General features: G+C 67.3%; 26 protein-coding genes. 16 read left to right on the forward strand and 10 right to left on the reverse strand.

What is annotated here, in order from left to right; translation table 11 throughout:
- Window positions 1-93 precede the first annotated feature (93 nt).
- Complete coding sequence (locus tag ACNQR1_RS32245; protein WP_418049582.1) at window positions 94-2,322, forward strand: DUF1214 domain-containing protein; 2,229 nt, start codon at window positions 94-96, stop codon at window positions 2,320-2,322.
- A gap of 95 nt (window positions 2,323-2,417) precedes the next feature.
- On the opposite strand, the gene ACNQR1_RS32250 is transcribed toward ACNQR1_RS32245, so the two are convergent.
- From ACNQR1_RS32250 to ACNQR1_RS32270, 5 genes are read right to left on the reverse strand one after another with little or no spacing between them, the layout of a single operon-like run.
- Window positions 2,418-3,233, reverse strand: coding sequence for an HAD-IIA family hydrolase (locus tag ACNQR1_RS32250; protein ID WP_418049583.1), 816 nt, complete (start codon window positions 3,231-3,233; stop codon window positions 2,418-2,420).
- A 25-nt stretch (window positions 3,234-3,258) separates the two neighbouring features.
- On the reverse strand, window positions 3,259-4,746 hold the full coding sequence (locus ACNQR1_RS32255; protein ID WP_418049584.1) for a PH domain-containing protein: 1,488 nt from the start codon (window positions 4,744-4,746) through the stop codon (window positions 3,259-3,261).
- Entirely contained in the window at window positions 4,743-5,237 is a 495-nt protein-coding gene (locus tag ACNQR1_RS32260) for a PH domain-containing protein (RefSeq protein WP_418049585.1), read from the reverse strand. Before ACNQR1_RS32260 ends, ACNQR1_RS32255 begins: the two co-directional genes overlap by 4 nt.
- Window positions 5,234-6,229, reverse strand: coding sequence for an HAD family hydrolase (locus ACNQR1_RS32265; protein WP_418049586.1), 996 nt, complete (start codon window positions 6,227-6,229; stop codon window positions 5,234-5,236). Before ACNQR1_RS32265 ends, ACNQR1_RS32260 begins: the two co-directional genes overlap by 4 nt.
- A gap of 45 nt (window positions 6,230-6,274) precedes the next feature.
- A complete protein-coding gene (locus ACNQR1_RS32270; protein ID WP_418049587.1) occupies window positions 6,275-6,676 on the reverse strand; it encodes a MerR family transcriptional regulator in 402 nt (133 codons plus the stop codon).
- Window positions 6,677-6,772: 96 nt separating this feature from the next.
- Here ACNQR1_RS32270 and ACNQR1_RS32275 point away from each other — a divergent pair, with 96 nt between their 5' ends.
- From ACNQR1_RS32275 to ACNQR1_RS32300, 6 genes are read left to right on the forward strand one after another with little or no spacing between them, the layout of a single operon-like run.
- On the forward strand, window positions 6,773-8,068 hold the full coding sequence (locus tag ACNQR1_RS32275; protein ID WP_418049588.1) for a flavin-containing monooxygenase: 1,296 nt from the start codon (window positions 6,773-6,775) through the stop codon (window positions 8,066-8,068).
- 31 nt (window positions 8,069-8,099) lie between these two features.
- Window positions 8,100-9,023, forward strand: coding sequence for an SDR family NAD(P)-dependent oxidoreductase (locus ACNQR1_RS32280; protein ID WP_418049589.1), 924 nt, complete (start codon window positions 8,100-8,102; stop codon window positions 9,021-9,023).
- A gap of 2 nt (window positions 9,024-9,025) precedes the next feature.
- A complete protein-coding gene (gene glp / locus ACNQR1_RS32285; RefSeq protein ID WP_418050589.1) occupies window positions 9,026-10,213 on the forward strand; it encodes a gephyrin-like molybdotransferase Glp in 1,188 nt (395 codons plus the stop codon).
- A gap of 35 nt (window positions 10,214-10,248) precedes the next feature.
- The gene (locus ACNQR1_RS32290) at window positions 10,249-10,947 is read left to right on the forward strand and encodes a phosphatidylserine decarboxylase (protein ID WP_418049590.1); all 699 of its coding nucleotides are present in this window, start codon (window positions 10,249-10,251) and stop codon (window positions 10,945-10,947) included.
- Window positions 10,944-11,825: a CDP-diacylglycerol--serine O-phosphatidyltransferase gene (gene pssA, locus ACNQR1_RS32295; RefSeq protein WP_418049591.1), complete on the forward strand. Its 882-nt coding sequence runs from the start codon at window positions 10,944-10,946 to the stop codon at window positions 11,823-11,825. The genes ACNQR1_RS32290 and pssA overlap by 4 nt, the downstream gene beginning before the upstream one ends.
- A gap of 1 nt (window position 11,826) precedes the next feature.
- Window positions 11,827-14,040, forward strand: coding sequence for an AAA family ATPase (locus ACNQR1_RS32300; RefSeq protein WP_418049592.1), 2,214 nt, complete (start codon window positions 11,827-11,829; stop codon window positions 14,038-14,040).
- 422 nt (window positions 14,041-14,462) lie between these two features.
- Here ACNQR1_RS32300 and ACNQR1_RS32305 read toward each other — a convergent pair whose 3' ends face one another.
- Complete coding sequence (locus ACNQR1_RS32305) at window positions 14,463-14,915, reverse strand: SRPBCC family protein (protein WP_418049593.1); 453 nt, start codon at window positions 14,913-14,915, stop codon at window positions 14,463-14,465.
- A gap of 46 nt (window positions 14,916-14,961) precedes the next feature.
- On the opposite strand from ACNQR1_RS32305, the gene ACNQR1_RS32310 reads away from it, so the two are divergent.
- From ACNQR1_RS32310 to ACNQR1_RS32320, 3 genes are all read left to right on the forward strand, one after another.
- Window positions 14,962-15,675, forward strand: coding sequence for a hypothetical protein (locus ACNQR1_RS32310; protein WP_418049594.1), 714 nt, complete (start codon window positions 14,962-14,964; stop codon window positions 15,673-15,675).
- 228 nt (window positions 15,676-15,903) lie between these two features.
- A complete protein-coding gene (locus ACNQR1_RS32315; protein WP_418049595.1) occupies window positions 15,904-16,566 on the forward strand; it encodes an EspA/EspE family type VII secretion system effector in 663 nt (220 codons plus the stop codon).
- A gap of 45 nt (window positions 16,567-16,611) precedes the next feature.
- Complete coding sequence (locus tag ACNQR1_RS32320; RefSeq protein WP_418049596.1) at window positions 16,612-16,920, forward strand: ESX-1 secretion-associated protein; 309 nt, start codon at window positions 16,612-16,614, stop codon at window positions 16,918-16,920.
- Window positions 16,921-16,929: 9 nt separating this feature from the next.
- On the opposite strand, the gene ACNQR1_RS32325 is transcribed toward ACNQR1_RS32320, so the two are convergent.
- Window positions 16,930-17,511: a TetR/AcrR family transcriptional regulator gene (locus tag ACNQR1_RS32325; protein ID WP_418049597.1), complete on the reverse strand. Its 582-nt coding sequence runs from the start codon at window positions 17,509-17,511 to the stop codon at window positions 16,930-16,932.
- Window positions 17,512-17,532: 21 nt separating this feature from the next.
- Between ACNQR1_RS32325 and ACNQR1_RS32330 the strand changes: the two genes are divergently transcribed.
- The 3 genes from ACNQR1_RS32330 (at window position 17,533) to ACNQR1_RS32340 (ending at window position 18,924) form a co-directional block, all read left to right on the forward strand.
- Complete coding sequence (locus ACNQR1_RS32330) at window positions 17,533-17,922, forward strand: hypothetical protein (protein ID WP_418049598.1); 390 nt, start codon at window positions 17,533-17,535, stop codon at window positions 17,920-17,922.
- Entirely contained in the window at window positions 17,919-18,413 is a 495-nt protein-coding gene (locus ACNQR1_RS32335) for a hypothetical protein (RefSeq protein ID WP_418049599.1), read from the forward strand. Before ACNQR1_RS32330 ends, ACNQR1_RS32335 begins: the two co-directional genes overlap by 4 nt.
- Window positions 18,414-18,474: 61 nt before the next feature.
- Complete coding sequence (locus ACNQR1_RS32340; protein WP_418049600.1) at window positions 18,475-18,924, forward strand: DUF1707 domain-containing protein; 450 nt, start codon at window positions 18,475-18,477, stop codon at window positions 18,922-18,924.
- Here ACNQR1_RS32340 and ACNQR1_RS32345 read toward each other — a convergent pair.
- Together ACNQR1_RS32345 and ACNQR1_RS32350 are read right to left on the reverse strand one after the other, a co-directional pair.
- Complete coding sequence (locus ACNQR1_RS32345; protein ID WP_418049601.1) at window positions 18,891-19,538, reverse strand: response regulator; 648 nt, start codon at window positions 19,536-19,538, stop codon at window positions 18,891-18,893. The two genes, ACNQR1_RS32340 and ACNQR1_RS32345, sit on opposite strands and share 34 nt — an antisense overlap.
- A gap of 1 nt (window position 19,539) precedes the next feature.
- Window positions 19,540-20,520: a histidine kinase gene (locus ACNQR1_RS32350; protein WP_418049602.1), complete on the reverse strand. Its 981-nt coding sequence runs from the start codon at window positions 20,518-20,520 to the stop codon at window positions 19,540-19,542.
- Window positions 20,521-20,676: 156 nt separating this feature from the next.
- On the opposite strand from ACNQR1_RS32350, the gene ACNQR1_RS32355 reads away from it, so the two are divergent.
- The 3 genes from ACNQR1_RS32355 to ACNQR1_RS32365 are packed head-to-tail and all read left to right on the forward strand — an operon-like array spanning window position 20,677 to window position 22,465.
- Window positions 20,677-20,976, forward strand: coding sequence for a CBS domain-containing protein (locus tag ACNQR1_RS32355; protein WP_418049603.1), 300 nt, complete (start codon window positions 20,677-20,679; stop codon window positions 20,974-20,976).
- 34 nt (window positions 20,977-21,010) lie between these two features.
- Entirely contained in the window at window positions 21,011-21,166 is a 156-nt protein-coding gene (locus ACNQR1_RS32360) for a CBS domain-containing protein (protein ID WP_418049604.1), read from the forward strand.
- Window positions 21,167-21,178: 12 nt separating this feature from the next.
- Complete coding sequence (locus tag ACNQR1_RS32365; RefSeq protein WP_418049605.1) at window positions 21,179-22,465, forward strand: SLC13 family permease; 1,287 nt, start codon at window positions 21,179-21,181, stop codon at window positions 22,463-22,465.
- 5 nt (window positions 22,466-22,470) lie between these two features.
- Here ACNQR1_RS32365 and ACNQR1_RS32370 read toward each other — a convergent pair whose 3' ends face one another.
- On the reverse strand, window positions 22,471-23,895 hold the full coding sequence (locus tag ACNQR1_RS32370) for an FAD-dependent monooxygenase (RefSeq protein ID WP_418049606.1): 1,425 nt from the start codon (window positions 23,893-23,895) through the stop codon (window positions 22,471-22,473).
- Window positions 23,896-24,018: the final 123 nt, after the last annotated feature.

Raw genomic sequence — 24,018 nt, forward strand, 5'->3', positions numbered from 1 at the left:
AGAGTCCCGCCAAACTCGCCCGAGACCGAACTGGAACTTGTTACAGTCGGCCAATTGCGTTCTGTTGCAGCCAGAACAGTTGGGGGAGAGCACATGACGACGACGTCCGCTACCGCCGGAGGGGCACGATTCATCGGGCGGGTGGGCGCTCTTGCCGTCGCCCTGGGAATCGGTGTCGCGGTTGCCAACGGCACCGCGATCGCGTCCGCCGGGACCGGCGGCTCGGACTCGTCCGGAACGTCGTCGGGGGCGACCAGCAGCCCGAAGACCGACAGCTCGACCCCGAAGCGAGGACCCCGCAAGCCGTCGTCCTCGGGTCCGGAGAAGTTGGCCAAACGGCTCGGCGAGGTGTCGGCCAAGGTGGAGTCGGCCCTGGACAATGCGAAGGCCGTCCAGCGTCGATCCTCGGCGACATCGACCGACCGGAAAGCCGGTGGCAAGGACAGCAAGGTGGCGGCGAAATCCACCACAGCCACCGAGGCGGTCACCCGGGCCATCACTTCGTCGGCCGATGCGCACCGCAAGCGGCCGGCCACGCTCGACACCAGGCCTCAGGGCGAGGTCAAGGCCGAAGCCTCCTCCCCTTTGGAGTCGCTGACCGTCGTCACCAAGACCGTGACGAATGACCTTGCGGGAAAGGTGATTCCGGCGCTCACACCCCGGATCCAGGCGCCGTCCGCCCAGGCCATACCCGAGCTGGTGGCGAACGTGACCGAGCGGCTCAAACCGCGCATCCCGGAATCGCCGGTGAGCCCGGTCCAGGACATCGGCCTGGCGGCGCTGCTGGGCTGGTCACGCCGCGACGGCCAGGCCCCGTCGATCGACCTCTTCAACCGGTCGAAGCAGACCCAACAGGTCGAAAGCAGCGTCACCACCTCGGAAGTCACCACCGCGGAGGTGACCGACGCGGCAACGAGCACCCTGGCCACCGAAGACCAGCTCGCGGCCGAACAGCAGGTCAGCCAGATCGTCAACACGCCGATCGTTCAGCTGGCCAAGGTGGTCCTGATGGCGGCCTGGTACGTCGAGGCGGTCAAGAACTTCGCGACGGTCGGTGGCCCCGACTTCACGAACCTCTCTCAGCTCAACCAGGCCGCCACCGAGTTCGCCAACCAATCGGCAACCGAGTTCCTGCTGCTGAATTCGAACGATCCGAAGCTGCTGCTCCAGGTCAACCCACCGCACAGCTGGAACGGGCAGGACGCCGGCGGCACCCGGATCTGGTACGACAACCCCGACACCGTCTACCGGTTCACGGGCATCAACGGCGCCTCCACCTACCAGATCCACGGGACGGTCGCGGGATACGACCCGGCCGACCCGAGTACCCACCCCACCTCCGCCAACACCAATTTCAGTGTGCTGACAGGCATCAACGGCGTCACCGCGGCCAATCTCAGCGGTGAGGACCTCAGCATCAGGGACGACGGGACGTTCACCATCGTGGTGAGCCCGGACGCGGCACCGGCCAACCCGGAGAAGGGCATGAACTACATCCAGGCCCCGGCCAACTCGACCATCCTGGCCACCCGGAACACCTTGGGGGACTGGAATACCGAGACACCCATGACGCTGACCATCGAGAAGACCGCCGGGCCGCCCAGCAGCTTGTTCAGCCAGATCGGCGGATTCGCCATCCCGGTGATCGGCCAGGCGGTCGTGGAGAATCCGGCCCTGATGAGCCTGGTGTCGATCATCCCGGCGTTCGACAAAGCGCCACTGCTGTTGTCGTCCACCGAGACTGCCCTGCTGATGCTGGTCACCGGTATCAGCGGGGAGAACACCTACATGTCCGTGGCCACTGCCACCGGTGCGCCCAACACCTTGTCGCAGCCCGCCCACAACGCCCAGTTCCTGTCCACCCAGTTGCAGAGCGCAGGCTACTTCCAGCTCAAGGACGACGAGGCGATGATCATCACCGTCGATCCGGGTGAGGCCGAGTACTTCGTGGTGCCGGTGACCAACGACTGGACGATCACCAACGACACCCGCAACGAGCAGACCAGCCTCAACAACAGCCAGGCCATCAAGAACGCGGACGGCACCTACACGATCGTGGTGTCCAAGAACGATCCCGGAGTGGCCAACTGGGTGTCCACGGGCGGGCTGAACCAGGGCACCATCTCCATGCGCTTCCAGGGCGTGGACCCGGATTCCACCGACAACCCCACCGTCACGACGCAGGTGGTGAAGATCTCCGAAGTCCAGGGCATCGTCGGCGACCCGGATGATCCCAACTACAACCCCGAGCAGCTCAATTACGACCGCGACCAGCAGATCGCCGAGCGCGAGGCCGGATACGACCGGCGCTATACGGTGTAGACGGGCACCCGCGCCGACAATATTCGCCGTTTCCCACCGCAGGGTTGCGCTCCGCGAGGAATCGCGACCCGGTTGTAGAAAGCGATGCGCGGCGGCTACAACTCCAGGAGTTCGGGAAGGTCAGCGACCGAGTCGATGACGTAGTTGGGCTGCATCGCGAATTCGTCTGCGGCCCAACGATCCAACGTGGACTGGCGGAACTTCCCGGTACGCACCAGCACCCCGGCCATTCCCACCACCTGCGCGGCCAGCACATCGTTGTTGAGGTCGTCGCCGATCATGTACATCTCCTCGGGGTCGACGCCGAGACGGTTGGCGGCGGCCAGGAACCCCTCCGGCGCGGGCTTGCCGACGGCGGTGGCCTTGCGACCCGAGGTCTCCTCCATGCCGGCCAGATACATGCCGGTATCCACCCGCAGGCCGTCGGTGGTGTTCCACGCGGTGCTGCGGTGCATCGCCACCACCGGGACGCCCTGGGCCATCCAGTCGTACACCCAACTCAGCGTGAGGTGGTTGTACTCCGGGCCGGCGCCGCCGAGCAGCACCACATCTGGGGTGTCCGGGGCGGCCGGTCCGGTGAAGTCGCCGGAGTACACGACGTCGACGCCGGGCATGTCCTCGCCGATCTGGCCGCTGTTGACCAGGAAACATCGGGCGCCGGGGTAGCGGTCGCGCACGTACTCGGCGGTGAGCGCCGCCGCGGTGATCACTTCGTCGGCGGCGACGTCCATGCCCGCTGCGGTGAGCAGGTCGGCGATCTGCGCCCGGGTGCGCGTGGTGGTGTTGGTCAGGTAGGAGCGGGCGATCTGATTCTCGGCCAGTATCCGCAGCGTCTGCGCCGCGCCGTCGATGGGCTGCCAGGAGGTCACCAGCACACCATCGATGTCGAACAGCACTCCACCGATAGCCATGCAGCGACAGTAAACGTCCGCGATTTCAGCGCAACTCGGGGCCTGCCTGCCCGGATGCCCATGTGTTGTCGGCCACCCATGGTGAGGCGGCCACCGCGACCGACCATGCCTGTGCCGCCGGGATGTCGATCACGGCATAACGCTTCTCCCCCGCGGCGGTCGCCGCGATCACGGTGGCCACCCCGGCACGGCGCTGAAAGAAGGTCTGCCGCACCGTCCATCCGATGATTCCGGCGGCATCCAGGTGGTCTTGGCGACGTTCGAGACTTCCGGCTCGGGCCACCAGCCACCCATCGCGCACCAGATGACCGAGGGACCCGGCCCGGTCCGCGGCCAGCAGGGCGGCGCACCCGACGAACACCGCCCACAGCACCCACACCCAGACCGGCACCCCCACCGTCAACATCACCGCACCCACGAGCACCGGCAGCGTCAGCGCACGGGTCCAACGACGGCGCACTGCCGCCGGTCCGTGCGCGACCAGCCGCGCATCCACCGCACCGGGATTGTCGATCAGCTCGGCCAGCACGGACTTGGCGGTGACGGCGGGGCAGGGCGGCAGCAGGAGCGACGCCTCCCCTTCGCCGCCGACGCCGGTCATCACGGCGTCGAGGCGTGCGCCGCCGAAGACCCGCACCAGCAGCGGCTCACGCAGGGTGCCGCCGCGCATCCGTCGCATGTCATAGGTGTGCTCGCGCAACCGAAGCAGACCGTGCTGCAGGTGCAACGCCCCACCCTTTCCAGGAATGTCTCTGCGGGTCAGCACCAGATTTCCGTAGGTGAGCAACGACCGCAGCACCGAGAGCACCACCGAGGCCACCAACACCACCACGACGCCGGCCACCACGCTGATCAGGACGCCGAGGCGTTCCGCGACCGCGATCCCGGACCGGGCCAACTCGGAGTCCTGCAGCGCCGCACCCGCTCCGGCCTGGTAGACCACTCCCACCGCGGCCGCGATCATGGCCAGGCCCGTGAAACTCAGCGGGCTGTAGCGCAGCCAGGACGGCTGCCAGCGGGCCAGTTCCCGGCCCACCGGTGCATCCTCGACCGGGACGGCGTCGGCCAGCAGGATCGCGCGCAGCCGGGGCACCTGCTGCGCCTCGACCGCATCGAGGGCAAACATGGTGTCGCCCTTGGCCTCCTGGCCGGTACTGATCCGCAGCACGGTCAACCCGAGCATCCGGTGCAGCAGCCGGGCATCGGTGGACACCGACCGAATCCGGTTGCGCGGCACCGACAGCACCTTGCGCTGCACCAGCCCGGTGCGCAGTTGCACCTCGTCCGGTTCGATGCGGTAGCTGGTGGTGAACCAGCGCGCGAGGCCGACCGCGACGGTCAGCGCGATCGCCGCGATGGTCCACCCTGAGTTTCCGGTCGCCGAGCCCAGCACCACCGCGCCGATCAGCAGCGGAATCTGTTGCAGCACTTCGTGAACAGGGTGGACCAGCAGCATGCGCGGGCTCAGCCGCTGCCACTGGCGTTGGGTGGCCGGCTCGGCCGGCATGCTCATGTGGCGTCCTGTTCACCGATCGCCGCGATATCGGTCAGCTGCGCTACCACCGTCTCGGCGACCTCGTTGTCGAGCGCCACGATCCGAACGGCCCCGGCCGAGGACGCCGTCGTCACCGTCACGTTGGCCAGGCCGAACAGCCGATCCAGCGGGCCCCGGTAGGTGTCCACGGTCTGGACCCGGGAGATCGGCGCGATGCGGCGCTCCTGCACCAGCCACCCGGTGCGGGTGTACACCGCGGGCGTGCCGGATCCGATGTTGATGTCCCAGCGGTGCACGCGGTAACGCCAGATCGGGACCACCACGACGAACAGCAGCGCGCCCAGGACGGTGACGGCGGCGGCGACACCGTGCAACCACGGGATCCGGGAGTCGAGTGCGAACCAGATCAGCTGCGCCACCACCAGCACCGCCCACGGGATGGCGGCGCTCAACGCCCACACCAGTGGCGCCTTGCGGCTGGGCGGCTGGGCCGGATCGACAAGCTTCACCGGGCGAACACCGTCTTCCAGTCGTTCTTCATGTCGACGACGGTCCAGCCGTCGGGGCCGGCCTGCTGCAGTGCGGTGACCAGCTTTCCGGAGGACGGCGGATCGGCGTCGTAGGCGTACTCACGCTCGGCGTCGGTGTGGTGGACCAGCACGCCCAGGCTGGGCCGCGGGTTGTCGATCGTGGTGTACTCCAGCATCGCCTGGTCACCGTCGCTGTTGCCCACCGCGAGGATGGGTCGCCTGCCGATGAACTCGTGGATTCCCGAGGGCTTTCCGGCCTTGTCGTCGACGAAGACGTAGTCCATGGTCTTTACCAGTACCGGCTTACCTTCCCGCAGTTCGTATTTCGTGGTGCCGGTGGAGCCGACCACCTGCTCGGGCGGGATGCCGTACACCCGCTGGGAGAACACCCGCATGAAATCCGCGCCACCGCCGGAAACGATGAAGGTGCGGAATCCGTTGTCCCGCAGGTAGGACAGCAGCTGTTGTTGCGGTTCGTAGGTCAGTTGGTCGTAGGGTTTGTCGAACCGAGGATGCCGCGCGGTCGCCATCCAGTCGGTCACCCGCTGGTCGAACTCGTCGGTGGTCATCCCGGAGTGGGTGAGCGCCAGGACGCGCAGCAAGCCTTCATGTCGGTCGCCGGCGAGGAGGGTCGCCACATCGCCCTTCAGCGCCGCCTGCACCATCGGGTCTGCGGCCAGCGCCGGCTCGTGCGGCGCCCGACGTTTGAGCTCGTCGACCACGAAGGCCGCCTGGAACGGCAGCGGAGCCTCGGCCCACAGCGTGCCGTCGTTGTCGAATACCGCGATGCGGTCCTGCGGCTCGACGAATTCGGGTGCGCCGGTGGTGGTGACCCGCTTGACGAACTCGGTGATCGAATTCTTCGCCGCCGTGTCGTTCCACGCGGACAACGGATCTGCCGCATGGTCGTTCGACGAACAGCCGGTCATGCACAGCAACACGGTGAGCAGAACCGCGATCAGGGCGCGCATGGCTCCCACACTGCTATGGAGTGGGGGCGCCGTCCAGCACCGGGCTCACCGCGCCGGGTACTCGTCGGTCATCTGCCGCAGGTACGGACAGTCCTGTGCGGGATTCTCGTCCGGGCAGGTAAGTAGGTGCTCAAGGTGCGCCTTGGCTTCGGCCAGCCGATCCTGTTGCCGCTCGATCTCCGCCAGACGGTCACGCACGGCGTCGCGCCAGTCATGGTTGCCTGCGGTGAGAATGGCCTCGATCTCGTCGAGACTCATGAGGCCGCTTTCCCGCCACACCTTGATCAGCCCGATCCGGTGGAGTTGCTCGGGGCCGTACAACCGCCAGCTGGACCGGCGCTGGGCCGGACGGAGCAGGCCGCGCTTCTCCCAGTACCGCAGCGCCGATTCGGCCAGACCGAACCGCCGCGCGGCCGCACCGATGCCGATGAAGTCGTCGTCATTCATGTCACCCACCGCATTCACGGCCTTGATCTAAAGCCGACTTGAAGTGATCTGGTTAGGACACCCTAACTAACTGAGCGCGGAAAGAAAGGCTCTCCCATGAGTAACGAGTACATCGAGACCGTCATCATCGGCGCTGGTCAGCAAGGCTGTGGTGTGGCCGGGGCGCTACAGGAGCTCGGGCGCGAGGCGATTGCGTTCGAGAAGGGCGAGGTCGGCCAACGGTGGGCGCACGAACGGTGGGACAGCCTGCTCGTCGGAAGCGGAAACCGGTCCATCCGGCTGCCCGGGTGGGATTACGACGGCGATGACCCGTTCGCCTTGCCCTCGGGACCGCAGGTGGCCGGCTATCTGCGGCGGTATGTGCGGGACCGCAATCTGAGGGTCCGTGAGCACACCCCGGTACAGGCCGTCGAGGGCCGGTTCGGTGCATCCGACGGCGACGTGCGGTTCAGAACCCGGCTGCACGACGGCGAGACGGTCGAGTCGCGCAACCTCGTCGCGGCAGTCGGCGGCTACGGCCAACCACGCAAGCCCATCCTGTCCTGCGACATCGATTCGACCATCCACCAAACCCATTCGTCGGACTACCGCAATCCTGGCGCGCTTCCGGGCGGGTCGGTCCTGGTGGTCGGTTCGGGGATCAGCGGTCAGCAGATCGCCGACGAACTGGCCGACGCAGGGCGACGGGTCTTCCTGTCCGTGGGGCGGCACCGAGCCTGGCCCCGGCACTACCGCGGCCGGACCATCCACGAATGGATGCACGTGTTCTCGCTGTACGACGACTTCGTCACCGCAGGCGCCGACGACGGCTCACGGCTCCCAGGATTGCCGGTGTGCGGCAACAGGCTTGGCACCGCCGAACTCAATCTCGGCACGTTGGCGCAGAAGGGCGTCGTCCTGGTCGGTTCGGCGCGGGGCGCCCGTGGAACCGCGCTGATGCTGGAGGACAACGTCGTCGACATCGCCGAGGAGTCCGCACTCTCCTTCCGGGCGGTGATCAACAAGATCGACGCCGGGGTACGCGACCGCGGTTTCGTAGTCCCCGAGGCTGCGCCGGCGCCCGCGGTGAATCTGGATGCGATCCCGGGCTTCGGTACCCGGCTCGACCTCGCTCACCAGAACATCTCAACCATCGTGTGGTGCACCGGATTCCGCCCCGACTACCGGATCCTGCCCGCTCACGCGCTCGACGAGAACGGGGTCCCGCTTCAGCAGGGCGGCATCCTGGGCGCTCTTCCCGGCCTGTACTACGCGGGGCTGCCCGACGGCAGATCGCTGGCCCGGACGGGTCTGGCGGCAGTCGCCGACAACAGCCGCTTCATCGCCGGCCAGATCCACATCGATCACGTGATGCGGTCGAAGCCCTCGGCCTCCGTGCTCGCGACGGTGTGAGGCACACGCGCGCACCCGTAGAGTTCGAGCCATGAGCGCCAACTCCAAGTGGACCGAGGCCGACGTTCCCGATCAGTCCGGCCGGATCGCGATCGTCACCGGCTCCAACACCGGTCTGGGCTACGAGACCGCCCGTGTGCTCGCCGCCAGGGGCGCGCATGTCGTCGTGGCGGTACGCAACCTGGACAAGGGCCGCGAGGCCGTCGACCGGATCGCCGCCGCCGCACCGAAGGCCGACCTCAAGCTGCAGCAGCTGGACGTGGGCTCGCTGGATTCGGTCCGTGCCGCTGCCGACGAACTCAAGGCCGCCTATCCCCGCATCGACCTGCTGATCAACAACGCCGGTGTGATGTACCCGCCCAAGCAGACCACCGTCGACGGCTTCGAGTTGCAGTTCGGCACCAACCACCTGGGTGCGTTCGCGCTGACCGGCCTGCTGCTGGATCACCTGCTGCCGGTGGACGGGTCACGCGTCGTCGCGGTCGCCAGCGTCGCGCACCGCATCCAGGCCGCCATCCATTTCGACGATCTGCAGTGGGAACGCAGCTACAACCGGGTCGCCGCGTACGGGCAGTCCAAGCTGTCCAACCTGCTGTTCACCTATGAGCTGCAGCGCCGTCTGGCGGCCAAGAACGAGCCCACGATCGCGGTGGCCGCCCACCCCGGAGTCTCGGCCACCGAGCTCACGCGCCATATCCCCGGCGCCGGTCTGCCGGGCGTCGATCAACTCACCGCGCTGCTCGTCAACAGCGCGCAGAAGGGCGCGTGGGCCACCCTGCGCGCGGCCACCGATCCCGATGTTCGCGGCGGCCAGTACTACGGCCCGGACGGGTTCCGGGAAGTGCGCGGCTACCCCGAGCTGGTGTCCTCCAGCAAGCAGTCACACGACGAGGAGCTGCAGCGCCGGCTCTGGGCGGTGTCGGAAGAGCTCACCGGCGTCAGTTTCCCGGTGTGACGATGCGGACTGTCGAAGAACACCAGAAGGTGGTCGCGGGACTGATCAAATCCCGCGCACCACAAGATCTTCCGCTGAACGACACGCTCGGCCTGGTGCTGGCCGCCGATGTGGTGGCCCCGCTGTCGCTGCCCGGCTTCGACAACTCCGCGATGGACGGCTACGCCGTCGTCGCCGACGACGTGGCAGGGGCGACCGAGGACGCCCCGGTGCGGTTGCCCGTCGCCGAGGACATCCCGGCCGGTCGCACCGACCTGCTGACCCTGCGACCCGGAACCGCCCACCGCATCATGACCGGGGCACCGCTGCCGTCCGGCGCGACCGCGGTGGTCCCGGTGGAGGCCACCGACGGGGCGACGGACACGGTGACGATCCGCGCGGCGGCCCGGGCTGGCCAGCACATCCGCCGCGCCGGTGAGGACGTCACCGCCGGCACCACCGTGCTGCAGGCCGGTCAGGTGATCACCCCGGCTGCCCTCGGGCTGGCCGCGGCACTGGGGCTGGCCACCCTGCCGGTGCTGCCGCCGCAACGCGTGGTGGTGATGTCGACGGGCACCGAACTCGTGGCCCCGGGCACCGAACTGCAGCCGGGCCAGATCTACGAGTCGAATGCGGTGATGCTGGCCGCTGCTGTCCGCGATGCGGGCGCGCAAGCGACGATCGCCCCGATGTCCGCCGACGACGTCGACGCATTCCGCGCCGCGCTGACCGAGCACGCCGGCGATGCGGATCTGATCATCACCACCGGTGGAGTCAGCGCGGGCGCGTACGAGGTCGTCAAGGATTCGCTGTCGGATCAGGTGGAGTTCGTGAAGGTGGCCATGCAGCCCGGGATGCCGCAGGGCGCGGGCACGGTCAACGGGGTTCCGATCATCACGTTGCCCGGCAACCCGGTCAGCGCGCTGGTCTCGTTCGAGGTGTTCGTCCGCTCACCGCTGCGTTCGGCGATGGGCCTCGCCGAACCGGACCGGCCGCGGCGCACCGCGACGCTGACCGAGGATCTGACCTCGCCGCGCGGAAAACGGCAGTTCCGGCGGGGTGTGCTGACCGGGGATTCGGTGAGCAGCTACGGTCCTCCGGCCTCGCACCATCTGCGCTGGCTGGCCTCGGCGAACTGTCTGCTGGAGATCCCGGAGGACATCACCGAAGTTACGGCCGGGTCGACGGTTCCCGTCTGGGACCTGAGCTAGCAATTCCGACTCCTGCCGCACGTAGAATCCTCCCGATGGCCAGACGCCCCGACCTCCAGTCCGGACCAGAACGCCTTGCGGCGCTGGTGCGATCCAGTGTTCCGCCGATGCATTCGGCGGGCCTACCGTTCGTCGGCGCCAGCCTCGCCGTCGCGGCCCTGGGCCGCAAGCACCGTTGGGTGCGCCGGGCCGGCCTGCTGGCCGCCGGGGCGAACGCCGCCTTCTTCCGCCACCCGCCCCGGGTGCCGCCGACGCGCCCCGGCGTGGTGGTGGCCCCCGCCGACGGGTTGTTGTGCCTGATCGAGGACGCGGTCCCGCCGGCCGAGCTGGGCCTGTCCGATACCCCGCGGCCGCGGATCAGCATCTTCCTGTCGGTTCTCGACGCTCACGTGCAGCGCGCACCGATCGGTGGTGACGTGGTCGCGGTGCAGCACCGGCCCGGACGCTTCCATTCGGCCGAACTCGAAGCCGCGAGCGAGGACAACGAACGCAACAGCGTCGTCATCCGCACCCCCGAGGGCGCCGAGGTGATCGCCGTGCAGATCGCCGGCCTCATCGCCCGGCGCATCGTGTGCAATGCGCATGTCGGCGACAAGCTCGACATCGGCGAGACGTACGGACTGATCCGGTTCGGTTCCCGGCTGGACACCTACCTGCCTGTCGGCTCGAAACTGCTCGTCTCCCGGGGCCAGCGGACGCTGGCCGGAGAAACCGTCCTGGCGGAGTTGCCATGATCAAACCCCGCGTGCGGCCCCCGTCGTTGATCAAGGGACGCATGAAACCGCCGCCGTTCAGCGTGCGGATGCTGCCCAGTGCCATGACGGTGGCCGCCATCTGCCTGGGTTTGTCGGCGGTCAAGATGGCGCTCGACGAGCGGCCCACCGAGTCGATGGCGTTCCTGGCGGTCGCGGCGATCCTCGACGCGCTCGACGGCCGGGTGGCCCGGATGCTCAATGCCACCTCCAAGATGGGCGAGGAGATCGACTCCCTGGCCGACGCGGTGAATTTCGGTGTCGCACCGGCCCTCATCGTGTACGGCACTCTGCTGTCGCATTCGCGGGTGGGGTGGATCGTGGTGCTGCTCTACGCGGTGTGCATCGTCTTGCGGCTCGCGCGGTTCAACGCGTTGCTCGACGTGGATCAGCCCGCGTACGAGAAGGAGTACTTCGTCGGCATGCCCGCCCCCGCGGGTGCGCTCGGCGCGATCGGACCGCTGGCGGCCAAGATGCAGTTCGGCGACGGTTGGTGGACCAGCGAGTGGGCCGTGTCGCTCTGGATGATCGGCGTCTCGCTCCTGGTGGTCAGCCGGATCCCGATGCGCAAGATCCACACCTTCTCGGTACCGCCGAACATGGTCGCGCCCTTGCTCGCGCTGGTCGCGATCGGTGTGGCCGCGTCCGTCTTCTACGGCTACATCGTGATCATGGTGATCATCGTGGCCTACGTGATCCACATCCCGTTCGCGATACGCACCAAGAAGTGGGTGGCCAGCCACCCCGAATCATGGGACGACAAGCCGCAGCAGCGCCGTGCGACGCGGCGCGCGATTCGCCGGGCACAGCCGCACCGGCGGTCGATGGCACGTCTGGGACTACGGAAGCCGGGGCGCTGACATGTCGCAGCTCGAGGTGGACGAGGATCACGCGCTCGGGCATCTGCGCCTGACGGCACGGCTGAACACCTCAGCGCTCGACTCACGCCGCGGGGTGGTCCGGTTGCATCCGGAGGCGATCGCCGCCCTGGGGCTCCGCGAGTGGGATGCGATCTCGTTGACCGGGTCTCGTACCACCGCAGCCGTCGTCGGCGTCGCCCCCGGCGGCACCCCGACCGGGACGGCTCTGCTCGACGACGTGACGTTGTCCAACGCCGGGGTACGGGAAACCGCGACGGTGATCGTGGCGCCGGTAACGGTGTACGGCGCCAGGGCGGTCACGGTGAGCGGGTCGAAGCTTGCGACCGATTCGATATCGTCGGCGACGCTGCGTCAGGCATTGCTGGGCAAGGTGATGACGGTCGGCGACACCGTGTCGCTGCTGCCCCGCGATCTGGGGCCGGGTACCTCGACATCGGCGGCCACCGCTGCCCTGGCGTCGTCGGTCGGCATCACCTGGACCTCGGAGCTGCTGACGGTGACCGGAGTCGATCCGTCCGGACCCGTGAGCATTCAACCGAATTCGGTGGTGTCGTGGGGGTCGGGCCTCGAACCGAGCATGTCGGATTCCACCGGTGCGCACACGGTCAGCCCCGCCCGCGCCGAGCCTGCGGTCAGCTTCGACGATCTCAAGGGCTCCCATACCCAGGCCGGAAAGCTCACCGAATGGCTCAAGCTGTCACTCGATGAACCTCAGCTTCTCGAAACCCTGGGCGCCACACCGAATCTCGGCGTCCTGGTGACCGGCCCTGCCGGCGTCGGCAAGGCCACCATGGTGCGGACGGTATGCGCCGAGCGGCGATTGGTGGAACTCGACGGGCCGGAAGTGGGCGCGCTGGCCGCCGACGACCGGTTGGGCCGGGTGTCCGACGCGGTCGCCACGGTGCGCGACGGCGGCGGGGTGCTGCTGATCTCCGACGTCGACGCCCTGTTGCCGGCGACCGTCGCCGACCGGTCCCCCGAACCGGTCGCGGCTCTGATCATCGCCGAACTGCGGGATGCCGTGGCCACCCGCGGCGTGGCGTTCGTCGCCACCTCGGCTGTGCCCGTCGGGGTGGACACCCGGTTGCGGGCACCGGATCTGTGCGACCGCGAACTCGCGCTGACCCTGCCCGATGCCGCCACCCGCAAGTCACTGCTCGAGGTGTTGCTCCGCGGCGTTCCCGCTGCCGAATTGGACTTGGGCCAGATCGCGGACCGCACACCGGGTTTCGTGGTCGCCGACCTGGCGGCACTGGTCCGCGAGGGTGCACTGCGGGCCGCATCTCGAGCCAGCGCCGACGGCAACGAGCCGGTGCTGTGGCAGGAGGACCTCACCGGGGCGCTGACGGTGATCCGCCCGCTGTCGAGGTCCGCGGCCGAGGAGGTGTCGGTCGGATCGGTGACGCTCGATGACGTCGGCGACATGGTCGAGACGAAGCAGGCCCTCACCGAGGCGGTGTTGTGGCCGTTGCAGCATCCCGACACGTTCCAGCGTCTCGGCGTGCAGCCGCCGCGCGGCGTGTTGCTGTACGGGCCGCCCGGATGCGGTAAGACGTTCCTGGTGCGGGCACTGGCCAGTTCGGGCCGACTCTCCGTGCACGCCGTCAAAGGTGCTGAGCTGATGGACAAGTGGGTCGGCTCCTCCGAGAAGGCGGTGCGCGAGCTGTTCGCCCGGGCGCGCGACTCAGCACCGTCGCTGGTGTTCCTCGACGAGATCGATGCGCTGGCCCCGCGACGCGGGCAGAGTTTCGATTCCGGGGTGACCGACCGCGTGGTGGCCGCCCTGCTGACCGAACTCGACGGCATCGAACCGATGAATGACGTCGTCGTGCTGGGTGCGACGAACCGCCCAGACCTCATCGACCCGGCGCTGCTGCGGCCGGGCCGGTTGGAGCGCCTGGTGTTCGTCGAGCCGCCCGATGCCGATGCCCGCCGCGAAATCCTGCGTACCGCAGGAAAATCCATTCCACTGGCTTCCGACGTCGATCTCGACGCTTTGGCTTCCGAGTTGGCCGGCTACAGCGCTGCGGACTGTGTCGCGCTGCTGCGCGAAGCGGCGTTGACGGCGATGCGCCGGTCCATCGATGCGGCCGACGTCACCGCGGCAGATGTCGCCAAGGCTCGTGAGACGGTGCGGCCGTCACTGGACGCGGCCCAGGTGCAGTCATTGCGGGAGTTCGCGGCCGGGCGCTGAGGCGTTGCGGCTGCCGGTGCGTCCCGCCCCGGAGGGCGAGCCACCCCATGGGCCACGGCGCGGAACGCATGCTAGAGCTGCCCGCCTACGCGCGACAATCGAGCGACAATCGCCTCCTACATCCCCTGCGTATCACTGATCCCACTCGAGGCCGCCACACCCAGCGCTGGCGCCACTGGAACCTCTACAGCCTCACCAGTCCAGTGCCCGCCTACCAGCGACACTGTCGCTCATAGCTGGGCATCTCGAAATACGTTGCGTACGAGGAAAATGCGGCATCAGTGACGCACGTGGTGGCGACGCTTGCCACGGAAGATGCCACCGTGACGCATGTGGTGATTGTCGCTCGATTGTCGCTCGTAGGCGGGCACCACGACACCCGTCCGCCCAGCCGTGGCCGCTGAGACAGATGTGACTGGTGCCTACTCGGCCAACGCCGCGAGCCGATCGATCGACGCCTGCAGCTTGTCCGCGGTGGTCGCCCTCGCGCGGATCAGCCGCTTCTCGTCCGTCAGCTTCGACCAGTCATAGGTGTGGGTGACCAGAGTTCGGTTGTCGCTCAAGGGCTCCAGCTCCCAGCGCCACAGGTGCCCGGGCGGTTCTTTACCGACTTCCGATGGCCGCCAGGCGATGCGCCGGCCTTCCTCGAACTCCACGATGCGGTTCTCGCGATCCCCGCCCTGGCTGATCGTCATGACGAACACATCCCCGACCGCACGCACCCGCTGCCCGGTCGGAGCCTCGGCCAGATTCTCATTGCCATCCCAGCGGGGCTGCTGTGACGGGTCGGCGATCAGCTCGAAGATGACCTCTGCCGGCGCGGCGATCTCTCGGCTGGCTGCGACAACCCTTGCGGCCTCGGCCTTATCATCCATGAGCCAGACCATACCCACACATCGGCGGGCGCAGACGAGGGGCGAGATGGAGAAACTTTCCAGAAGATTCGGTATCGCGGTCACGTTGGTGTTCATCGCAATGCTCTCCATATGGGCATTCAACGCGGCAAAGCAATTCTCACTCGTCACGATCCTCGTTGCGCTCGGCCTGACGCTGACGTCCATATTCTCGATCACCATGATGCTGGAGTCGAAAGCAGTCTCATTTCAAGCCACATTCGACACCAGCGGCACTCGGATAATGCCCGATAAAAGAATCGAACGGAACTTGCACCGATTGATCGTTGCCGGAACCCTTTCCACATGGCTGATGTTCCTGGCCTGGGTCACCGGTGTGCTGTACCTTCCCCTCGGCTCATTCCGACATGTGTTTCCACTGTGCGCGGCTGCCGCCGGTGCGGTGCTGGCCTGGAGCTGGTTCAAATTGTCCACGCAAGGCAGCCTCAGCTATCTCGTCCTTCGCCCTGAGGGATTTGAATTCTCCACCTTGCGGGAACCGAAAACCGGCACTTGGGACGCGGTCGAGAACATCACCGACAGCTTGCCCGAAGAAGGTCGACTCTGGAACCCGATGGTGGTGACCGTGACCGGCGGCGAAACACTGGTGATGGAATCTGTCGGGATTTACACACCGAAGGGCACAGCACTCGTCGACTGGGTCAGGTTCTACTGGCAACACCCCGAGCTGCGCGACGAGCTCACCGACGGGCGGGCCGTAGAAAGGCTGCGGGCACTCTAAGGAGCCTTTCTCACCTGCGGTTTCAGGCGAGATTTGCTGCGCGACGGGGCCCTGACCCGGTGTTAGGCTCGGCGGAGCGAAGCCAGTCGACGATCGGAATTCGGTATGGGCGTAGGAAGTTTCTATTACCTCCAGGGCAACTACGTCTACGGCATCGCCGATCACGCCAACGGAGCGAAGTCGAGCGTTCCGTGGGCCATGGCCGGAATCGGAAGCGACCTCCTGTCAATGGGTCAGCTGGTCGCCACCGAGGGTGCAGGCGCACTGGCCAAATCGGCAGCCGCAAGTGGCGCGACGTCCTCGGCCCAGTCCCTGAAGAATTTCGCGAAGGGTGCCGGAACACCGATCATCAATGCCGGACTGATCGCCCTGACCATGGAAAGCAACATGCTGGGATTCGGCAGGCCCGAGGATGGGGCGCGGTTCACCGAGGGGGCCAATCATTTTGTCGATGCGCACTCGACCCTGTTGAAATCAGCCCCACCCGCCGACTGGACCGGTGACGGCTCGACGGCCTACGGCGACAGGAACAAGGAACAACAGGCGCGGGCCGCCGATATGTCATCCACCGACACCGCGATTCAAAAAGTCGTCGCCGAGGAAGCCGACCAAGTCGGCAAAACCCGCGATTTCGTTTCGCAAATGCAGACAGTACTGAGTTTGAGCATCATTCCGGCCCTCGCCGCCAAAGCCATCCCCTACGTCGGCCAGGCCGTTTCGACGGCAATAGAGGTGGCGGCGGTTGCGGGCACCGTGCCCATGGCAACAATCCGCTGCCACGAGATGGCCAGTCGTTCCGGAGACAACGCGAGCAAGATCCGAAACCTGGCCTCGCAATACGAGTCGATCGGTTCGACTGCCGAGATGCCGGGTGGCGGTTTCGGCAGCTGACACCCCGCCCCATCGCCCCGCCCGAATCCGACGAGAAAGTCTCGCATGACACTGACCGTTTCCGACCAGATCCGCTCGACCGCAACCGTGCAGGGACAAGCCGCGTCGTTGATCGAGACGGCCAAGTCGGCGCCGGATGGCACCGCCGGCCATGTCTTCCAGACCCACGGCCTGGTCTGCTCGCCGACAGCGATGGCGCTCAAGTCAGCAGAACTGTCCCGCCGCGAAGCCGCCGAGAAGATGCACCTGATCTCGACCGATCTGTCGGTCAAACTGAACAAGGCCGCCACCGATTACACGACCACCGACCACCAAGAGGGCGGCAACCTCGACGGCCAGATGCAGCCGCGCTGAGCCAAACCTCTACACCGTCAACAACTTTCGCACCGCATCCGCCAAGTCCTCCTCCATCCACGCCGGCAGCTCGGCGTCGTTCGCGTGCCGGCGCACCATCGCATAGGGCAGGTCGACGACCGCCCGCGACATCGCGTCCATCGTGCGCGCGTCGTCATCGCCGTAGATCTCGCGCGCCAACTCCCGTAGTCGTTCGCTCAGTGGCGCGTTCATCGCCGCCAGTGTCGCGGCGAAGTCCGCGTCGGGGGCGCCGTCGAGCAGGTCGCTCGGCCGGATGGTCAGCAGAAATCGGGCATCGTCGGGAACCTCGCGGGCGAAGTCCACAGCAGCGACGCCCATCGCGACCGCCGCCTCCACCGCGTCGTCCCCTGTCGCGGCCATGGCACGGGACTGGAACCGCTCGAGCGCCCGCAGCCAGGCCGCCGTCAGCACACCGTTGCGATTGCCGAACCGGTGATACAGCGTGCCCGCCGGGGCCCCGCTGACCTTGGCAATCGCCGCAACACTTGCCGCCCTTGGCCCTTCGGCGAGCACCAGTGCCCGCGTCGCATCCAAAATCGCATCGGTCTCATGCTTCCGCGGAGGCGCCATGATCTAGTACAGTCCTTCTATATGGAACGTTTACCCTATATCGATGAGCATGCCATAACCGTCGACGCCGACGCTGCTACGACATGGGCCGCCGTCCTTCGAGCGATGTGCGGTGACCCGGCCGAGCCGCGCGCCCCGTTCGGGTTCGCCATCGGCGAGTGCACCCCGCGCCAACGCCTGGTCCTCAAGGGCCGCCACCCCTTCTCGATCTACGAATGGGTCTTCGAGCTGGATGATCTCGGCCCGCATCGCACCCGGGTGCGCTCGCAAACCTGGGCGGCCTTCCCCGGCCTCCACGGAAGGATCTACCGCGCCCTGGTCATCAGCTCCGGCGCTCACGCGGTGGCGGTGCGCCAGACACTCAAACGCATTGCGGGACAACTGCGCCCACGTCCGGATGTCATGGCGTGATCCTGAACTGGGGCGCCACGGCCGGGGAGCGAAACGCCACACTTCCGTGCGACACCGTCGCCCCGGCCACCGCACTCTCCGCCGACCGGGCGGTCAGCATCCACGCGCCACCGCCGATCGTGTTCGCCTGGCTCTGCCAGTTGCGCGTCGCGCCATACAGTTACGACCTCGTCGACAACTTCGGCCGCCGCAGTCCACGTACCCGAAGTCCGGAGCTGACCCGGCTGCGCCCCGGCCAACGCTTCATGCAGATCTTCACGCTGCACTCATTCGCCGAAGACGAGCACGTGACGTTGCAGTCGGGGCAGGTCGCAGTCACCTATGCAGTGCAGCCCGAAACCGGCGGCGCCCGGCTGCACGCACGGGTGCGCTTCGGCGGTCCACGGATCATCGGATGGGCGATGGCCATGGGCGACGTGGCGATGATGCGGAAACAGCTGCTCACCCTGCGCGAACTGGCCGAGCGGGAAGCAAGCGGCATTACATCTTGACGCTGACAAGTTCCGGTGGGATAGTTCAACTAGTCACTGACTAGATTCACGGGAGTCCGAGATGGCCGACACCGCCTTACCCGCCGTTGAAACCGCCCGCGCAGGCGACCGAGAGCGTGAACGCACTGCAAACGACCTCGGCCAGGCCCTCACCCAGGGTTATCTGGCCATGCCCGAGTACGAGGAGCGGCTGCAGTCGGCGTTCCGGGCCCAAACCGCCGACGAACTGCGCCGCCTCGTCGCCGACTTACCCGTCAACCGTCTGCGCCGTAACGATCCCCGACGCCACGCCGCTCAACAGCGGGCCGCCCGGCTGAGCGTCAAGATCCACCTCGCCGGCTACGTCGCCGGCTCCCTGCTCATGCTCGGCATCTGGCTGGCCGTCGGGTTCGGCGGTGGCGGCTGGTACTTCTGGCCGGTCTGGCCCATCATGGGCTGGGGCATCGGCGTCGCCTCACATGCCATTCCGATCTGGGCTCACGGTTCGATGAGCCCGGCGCGAATCGCATAGCGCGTCAGCGCCAACCGGTCCCGCAGGCCCAGTTTGGCCAGGATGTTGGTCCGGTGCCGGTCCACCGTCTTGGCGCTGATGGTCAGCGTCGCGGCGATCTCGCGGGTCGAGTAGCCCTCAGCGATCAGCTTGAGCACCTCCTCCTCGCGCGGGGTGAGGATGGTGTCCGGCAATTCGCCGCCCTGACGGGAGCGGTGCAGATAGTCGCGGATCAGCGCGGTCACCGCGCCGGCGTACAGGAACGGCTCCCCGCGCATGGTCGCCCGGCAGGCCTCGAGCAGATCGCGGTCGGCCACCGACTTCAGGACGTAGCCCGACGCCCCGGCCTTGAGCGCCTCGAAGAAGTACTGCTCGTTGTCGTACATCGACAGGATCAGGATCCGCACGTCGGGATGGGCCCGGTTGATCTCACGCGCGGCCTGCAACCCGGTCATCCGCGGCATCGCGATGTCGAGGATCGCCAGGTCCACCGGCGTCGTTTCCAGCGCGGTCAGCGCCTCGTACCCGTCGGCGGCCTCGGCCACCACCTGCAGATCCGATTCTGCGTCGATGATCATCTTCAGCCCGCTGCGGACCAGGGCATGATCATCGGCCAGCAGGATCCGGGCGGCCATGTCAGGCGCCCCGCAGTGGGATGACCAACCGCACTTCGGTACCACCGCCCGGCGGTGAGCTGATCGTCAGGGCCGCGTTCACCAGCAGCGCCCGCTCACGCATCCCGTTGATGCCTGCCCCTTCCCGCATCGGTTCGGTGGCGATACCGCCGCAGCCGTCGTCGGCCACCCGCAACGTCAGTTCGCCTTCCCCGGTATGCAGATCCACCCACACCTTTCGCGCCCCGGAGTGACGCGCCACGTTGGTCAGGCCCTCCTGGGCAATCCGGTAGCACACCAGCTCGACGTCCGGCCTCAACCGGTCCGATTGCAGCGCAATGTGTTTCACCACTGCAATACCGGACGCCTGGGCGAAGTCGTTGCAGAGTGCGTTGAGCGCGCTGTGCAGCCCGAGGTCCTCCAGCGCGTCCGGGCGCAGCCGTCGGGCGATCTCGCGTACCTCGTCGAGACTGGCCCGCACGATCTCCTGGGCGTCGGCCAGTTCGGCGTGGATCGACTCCGGGGCCCGGTCGACGGCCCGTTTGAGGGTGAGCAGTGCGACGGTGAGCGTCTGGCCGATCTCGTCGTGCAGCTCCCGTGCGATGCGCTGACGTTCGTTCTCCTGCGCGGCCAGCGCGGACGCACTCGCGGTGGTCCGTTCGGTCTCCAGGCGATCGAGCATGGTGTTGAACGACTCGATGAGGTGCTGTAGATCGCCGCTGCCTCGGTCGTCGACGCGGTCGCTACGCTTGGGCGGATCGACTCGCCGCATTGACGCGGCGAGCCGATCCAGTGGGGCAAGACTCGACCTCAGAAGTAGCGCGTTGGCAGTCAGGATAATCGCCAAACCTACGACCAAAACTGGGATTTCGGTGAGTTTTATCCGTGAGGACACCGAGGCCGGCGACAGCGCGAGGATCAGGGTGCCGAGCGTGAAGATCAACCCGTTGATCAGGAAAACCCGGCGGAACAACGCGGCCGCCGGGGTGCGCGCCGGTTTCACCCCACCAGCGTGACCCGGGACCGGCGCTGTTGTCCATACAGGCCACACCCCCCACGGAATGGGTGTCAGCCCCGATGGTCACCGGCGACCTGGTCCCCCACACTGGCAGGCACCGCCGGAGCCGAGCCGTCCCGAATTGATCGGAGAACGAGGACGATGACACTAGCGACGCATTGGAACGAGCTCATGCAGGCACATGAAATCGCCGCCCACCTGCCGACGGTGCGCATCGATGACCCCGTCTCGAAGGCCGTCCAGCTGATGGTGGTCAACCGGCTTCCCGGCCTGGTGGTGGTCGATGACGACGACCGACCGGTGGCAGTGCTGCCGGGGACCCAGGTGTTGCGGTTGGCGATCCCCGAGTCCTACCAGGACGATCCGGCTTTGGTGCGCACCGTCGACGAGATCCACGCCGATCTGTTCTGGCACGGGCCGGGCAAACTCACGGTGGGGTGACTGTCTCCCGGGGCCTGCGACCAAGCCGGCGACGGTGACGCCGGACGCGACGCTGTTGGAGATCGCCACCGTGATGGCCAACAAGCGCAGTCCGCTCATCGCCGTGGTCGACCGCAACGGGCGGCTCACCGGAGCGGTCACGCTCGAGCGGCTCCTGACCAGCCTCGCCGTCGCCGGGCCCGGCGACTGATCCCCTCAGCTCGTGCTCGCTCCGGTCCTGGCGCTGACGATCTTCGTTGTCGCCTTCTGGTTCATCGCCACCGAGCGAGCCGACAAGGTGAAGACCGTCCTGGTCGCCGCAGGCCTGATGGCCCTGCTCGGGTTGATCCCCGGCGCCGAGGTATTCCACTCCGAGCACCAGGGCATCGACTGGAACGTCATCTTCCTGCTGCTCGGCATGATGGTGATCGTCGGCGTGATCAAGCAGACCGGGCTCTTCGATTTCCTGGCGATCTGGGCCGCGAAACGCTCCCGCGGCAATCCGTTCCGGCTGATGGTGATGTTGATGGCGATCACCGCCTTCGCCTCACCGGTGCTCGACAACGTGACCATCATCCTGCTGATCGCGCCGGTGACCCTGGTGATCTGCGACCGGTTGCGTATCCCACCGCAGCCCTATCTGATCGCCGAGGTGCTGGCCTCCAACATCGGGGGTGCCGCCACCCTGATCGGAGATCCGCCGAACATCATCATCGGCAGCCGTGCCGGCCTGACCTTCAACGACTTCCTGATCCACATGGCGCCGGTGGTGGTCGTCATCTTCGCGCTGTTCGTGCTGTTCACCCGGGTGCTGTTCCACCGGGACCTGCGCGCCGACCAGGTGCAGATCGACGAGGTGATGGCGCTGCAGGAACGGCGCGCGATCAAGGACAAGCGCCTGCTGATCCGCTCGCTTCTGGTGCTCAACGTGGTGATCGCCGGGTTCGCGTTGCATTCGGTGCTGCACGTGGCGCCGTCGATCGTGGCGCTGCTGGGCGCCGGGGCGATGCTCCTGGTCACCGACATCGATGTGGCCGACGTGCTGCCCGAGGTCGAGTGGCCGACGTTGGTCTTCTTCATGGGGTTGTTCGTGATGGTCGCCGGGTTGGTCCACACCGGGGTCATCGGTGCGCTCGGGTCGGTGGCCGAATCGGCGTTCGGCGACAACTGGTTCGCGGCGGCGACGGCACTGCTGTTCGGTTCGGCGATCGTCGGCGCGTTCGTCGACAACATTCCTTACACCGCGACGATGACGCCGGTGGTGGAGGACATGGTGGCCCAGGTTCCGGAAGCACAGACCGGCCAGGCGCTGTGGTGGGCGTTCGCGCTCGGCGCCTGCTTCAGCGGCAACGGCACCGCCATCGCGGCCAGCGCCAACGTGGTCGCCATCGGTATCGCCAAGCGGGCCGGCCATCCGATCAGCTTCTGGCGGTTCACCCGGTACGGCCTTGTGGTCACCGCGCTCAGCACCGTCCTGGCCTGGGTGTACGTCTGGCTGCGGTACTTCTGAGGTACCTACCCGGCGGCGGACATCCAGTGTGTGATCGCCGCACGCACCTGTGCCGCATCCGGCAACCGCTCGCCGGCCCAGGCCACGTAGCCGTCCGGCCGGACCAGCACGGCATCGGGAAGTTCGGGGCGGTTGTCGATCGCCTGCACCACATCGCAACCGGCCACATCCACCGGAGCAGCGGTGACCAGAACGAACTTGCCGGCGCGCAACAGCTCGTAGAGCCGCGTCCCGCCACAGTCGACATCGGCCATCCGGCGCCCCACCAGCCAGTCCTCGTCCTTCGACCGCGGATAGGCGATCCCGATCCCGCTGAGCCGCTCGGCCACGAAGCGCCGGGCGCGAGGGATGCGCAACACCGTCCCCAACAGCAGCACCCGCAACCGCCGCGTCGCCGCCGAGCTCAACACGATCTGATTGAACGTATCGGTCAACTGAAGTACCCCGGCTCCGACGGGATGGCGCTCGCGTTCATAGCTGTCCAGCAGCCACGACGGTGCCTGCCCGCGCACCGCCGATGCCAGCTTCCAGCCCAGGTTGAACGCATCGCCGAGCCCGGTGTTCATGCCCTGCCCGCCCAGCGGGGAATGCACGTGTGCGGCGTCGCCGGCCAGAAACACCCGGCCCGACCGGTAGTGCCGGGCCTGCCGCCGCTCGCTGAGGAACCGCGAACTCCACCGCATGTCGCTCATGCCGAAGTCGTCGCCGGCGATGCGGGCAAACGCGTCGCGCATCTCCTCGAGCGTCACCGGCTCGTCCAGCGGCGCCTGTTCGCGCAGCCGGTCCCACGCGATGGCGCGGAACCAGCCGTCACCGAACGGCACGAACAACACCACGCCCTCGGTCCCGGTCCGGGCGAACAACGTCTCCTCCGGCGGCGAGGCCAGCCGGACGTCGGCCAGCAAGATGTGCGTCTCGTACTGTTTGCCGACGAAGTCGATGCCGACCAGTCGTCGCACCGTGCTGTGGGCCCCGTCGCAGCCAACCACGTACTCGGCGCCCAGACTCTGCCCGCCCGCCAGCTCGACGGTGACACCGGCGCCGTCCTGACGCAGTCCCACCACCTCGGCACCGCGGCGGACCTGCACGCCCAGTTCGGCGGCCCTGGCCTCCAGCACGTGCTCGGTTCCGCTCTGCGGAACGATCAACACCATCGGAAACCGGGTCGGCAGTGCCCCCAGATTCAGGGTGGCCCCGCCGGGTGGCGCCACCTCGTGTACCTCGACGCCGCGGCTCAGCAATTGATCGACCAGCCCCCGGCCGTCCAGCAGTTCCAGGGTCCGCGCATGTACGGCAAATGCCCGGGTGATGTTGGGCGTAGCGGTGCGTTCCTCCAGCACCGTGACCGGCGTCCCGCCGAGCGCGAGCTCACAGGCCAGCATCAATCCGGTCGGACCGGCGCCGACCACCACGACCTCGCCGGGGGCCATCAGCCGATGCTAGCGATGACCCGCCACGTAGACTGGGTGTTAAGCCAAAGCCCTAGGCACTCATGCCGGTGCTCTTCGCGTAAGCGCTCATCGGTAGCCGACACCCCGACCCCAACCCGATCG

Source organism: Mycobacterium sp. 48b (assembly GCF_048282725.1).
Lineage (GTDB): Bacteria > Actinomycetota > Actinomycetes > Mycobacteriales > Mycobacteriaceae > Mycobacterium.

Excerpts from the sequence above, each read along its gene's own strand:
- ACNQR1_RS32280 (WP_418049589.1), top strand. The coding sequence starts at position 8,100 with ATGAGCGCCAACTCCAAGTGGACCGAGGCCGACGTTCCCGATCAGTCC.
- ACNQR1_RS32315 (WP_418049595.1), top strand. The coding sequence starts at position 15,904 with ATGGGTCAGCTGGTCGCCACCGAGGGTGCAGGCGCACTGGCCAAATCG.
- ACNQR1_RS32255 (WP_418049584.1), bottom strand. The coding sequence starts at position 4,746 with ATGAGCATGCCGGCCGAGCCGGCCACCCAACGCCAGTGGCAGCGGCTG.
- ACNQR1_RS32275 (WP_418049588.1), top strand. The coding sequence starts at position 6,773 with ATGAGTAACGAGTACATCGAGACCGTCATCATCGGCGCTGGTCAGCAA.
- pssA (WP_418049591.1), top strand. The coding sequence starts at position 10,944 with ATGATCAAACCCCGCGTGCGGCCCCCGTCGTTGATCAAGGGACGCATG.
- glp (WP_418050589.1), top strand. The coding sequence starts at position 9,026 with ATGCGGACTGTCGAAGAACACCAGAAGGTGGTCGCGGGACTGATCAAA.
- ACNQR1_RS32290 (WP_418049590.1), top strand. The coding sequence starts at position 10,249 with ATGGCCAGACGCCCCGACCTCCAGTCCGGACCAGAACGCCTTGCGGCG.
- ACNQR1_RS32270 (WP_418049587.1), bottom strand. The coding sequence starts at position 6,676 with ATGAATGACGACGACTTCATCGGCATCGGTGCGGCCGCGCGGCGGTTC.
- ACNQR1_RS32340 (WP_418049600.1), top strand. The coding sequence starts at position 18,475 with ATGGCCGACACCGCCTTACCCGCCGTTGAAACCGCCCGCGCAGGCGAC.
- ACNQR1_RS32320 (WP_418049596.1), top strand. The coding sequence starts at position 16,612 with ATGACACTGACCGTTTCCGACCAGATCCGCTCGACCGCAACCGTGCAG.
- ACNQR1_RS32305 (WP_418049593.1), bottom strand. The coding sequence starts at position 14,915 with ATGGATGATAAGGCCGAGGCCGCAAGGGTTGTCGCAGCCAGCCGAGAG.
- ACNQR1_RS32245 (WP_418049582.1), top strand. The coding sequence starts at position 94 with ATGACGACGACGTCCGCTACCGCCGGAGGGGCACGATTCATCGGGCGG.
- ACNQR1_RS32355 (WP_418049603.1), top strand. The coding sequence starts at position 20,677 with ATGACACTAGCGACGCATTGGAACGAGCTCATGCAGGCACATGAAATC.
- ACNQR1_RS32325 (WP_418049597.1), bottom strand. The coding sequence starts at position 17,511 with ATGGCGCCTCCGCGGAAGCATGAGACCGATGCGATTTTGGATGCGACG.
- ACNQR1_RS32370 (WP_418049606.1), bottom strand. The coding sequence starts at position 23,895 with ATGGCCCCCGGCGAGGTCGTGGTGGTCGGCGCCGGTCCGACCGGATTG.
- ACNQR1_RS32250 (WP_418049583.1), bottom strand. The coding sequence starts at position 3,233 with ATGGCTATCGGTGGAGTGCTGTTCGACATCGATGGTGTGCTGGTGACC.
- ACNQR1_RS32300 (WP_418049592.1), top strand. The coding sequence starts at position 11,827 with ATGTCGCAGCTCGAGGTGGACGAGGATCACGCGCTCGGGCATCTGCGC.
- ACNQR1_RS32265 (WP_418049586.1), bottom strand. The coding sequence starts at position 6,229 with ATGCGCGCCCTGATCGCGGTTCTGCTCACCGTGTTGCTGTGCATGACC.
- ACNQR1_RS32345 (WP_418049601.1), bottom strand. The coding sequence starts at position 19,538 with ATGGCCGCCCGGATCCTGCTGGCCGATGATCATGCCCTGGTCCGCAGC.
- ACNQR1_RS32330 (WP_418049598.1), top strand. The coding sequence starts at position 17,533 with ATGGAACGTTTACCCTATATCGATGAGCATGCCATAACCGTCGACGCC.
- ACNQR1_RS32310 (WP_418049594.1), top strand. The coding sequence starts at position 14,962 with ATGGAGAAACTTTCCAGAAGATTCGGTATCGCGGTCACGTTGGTGTTC.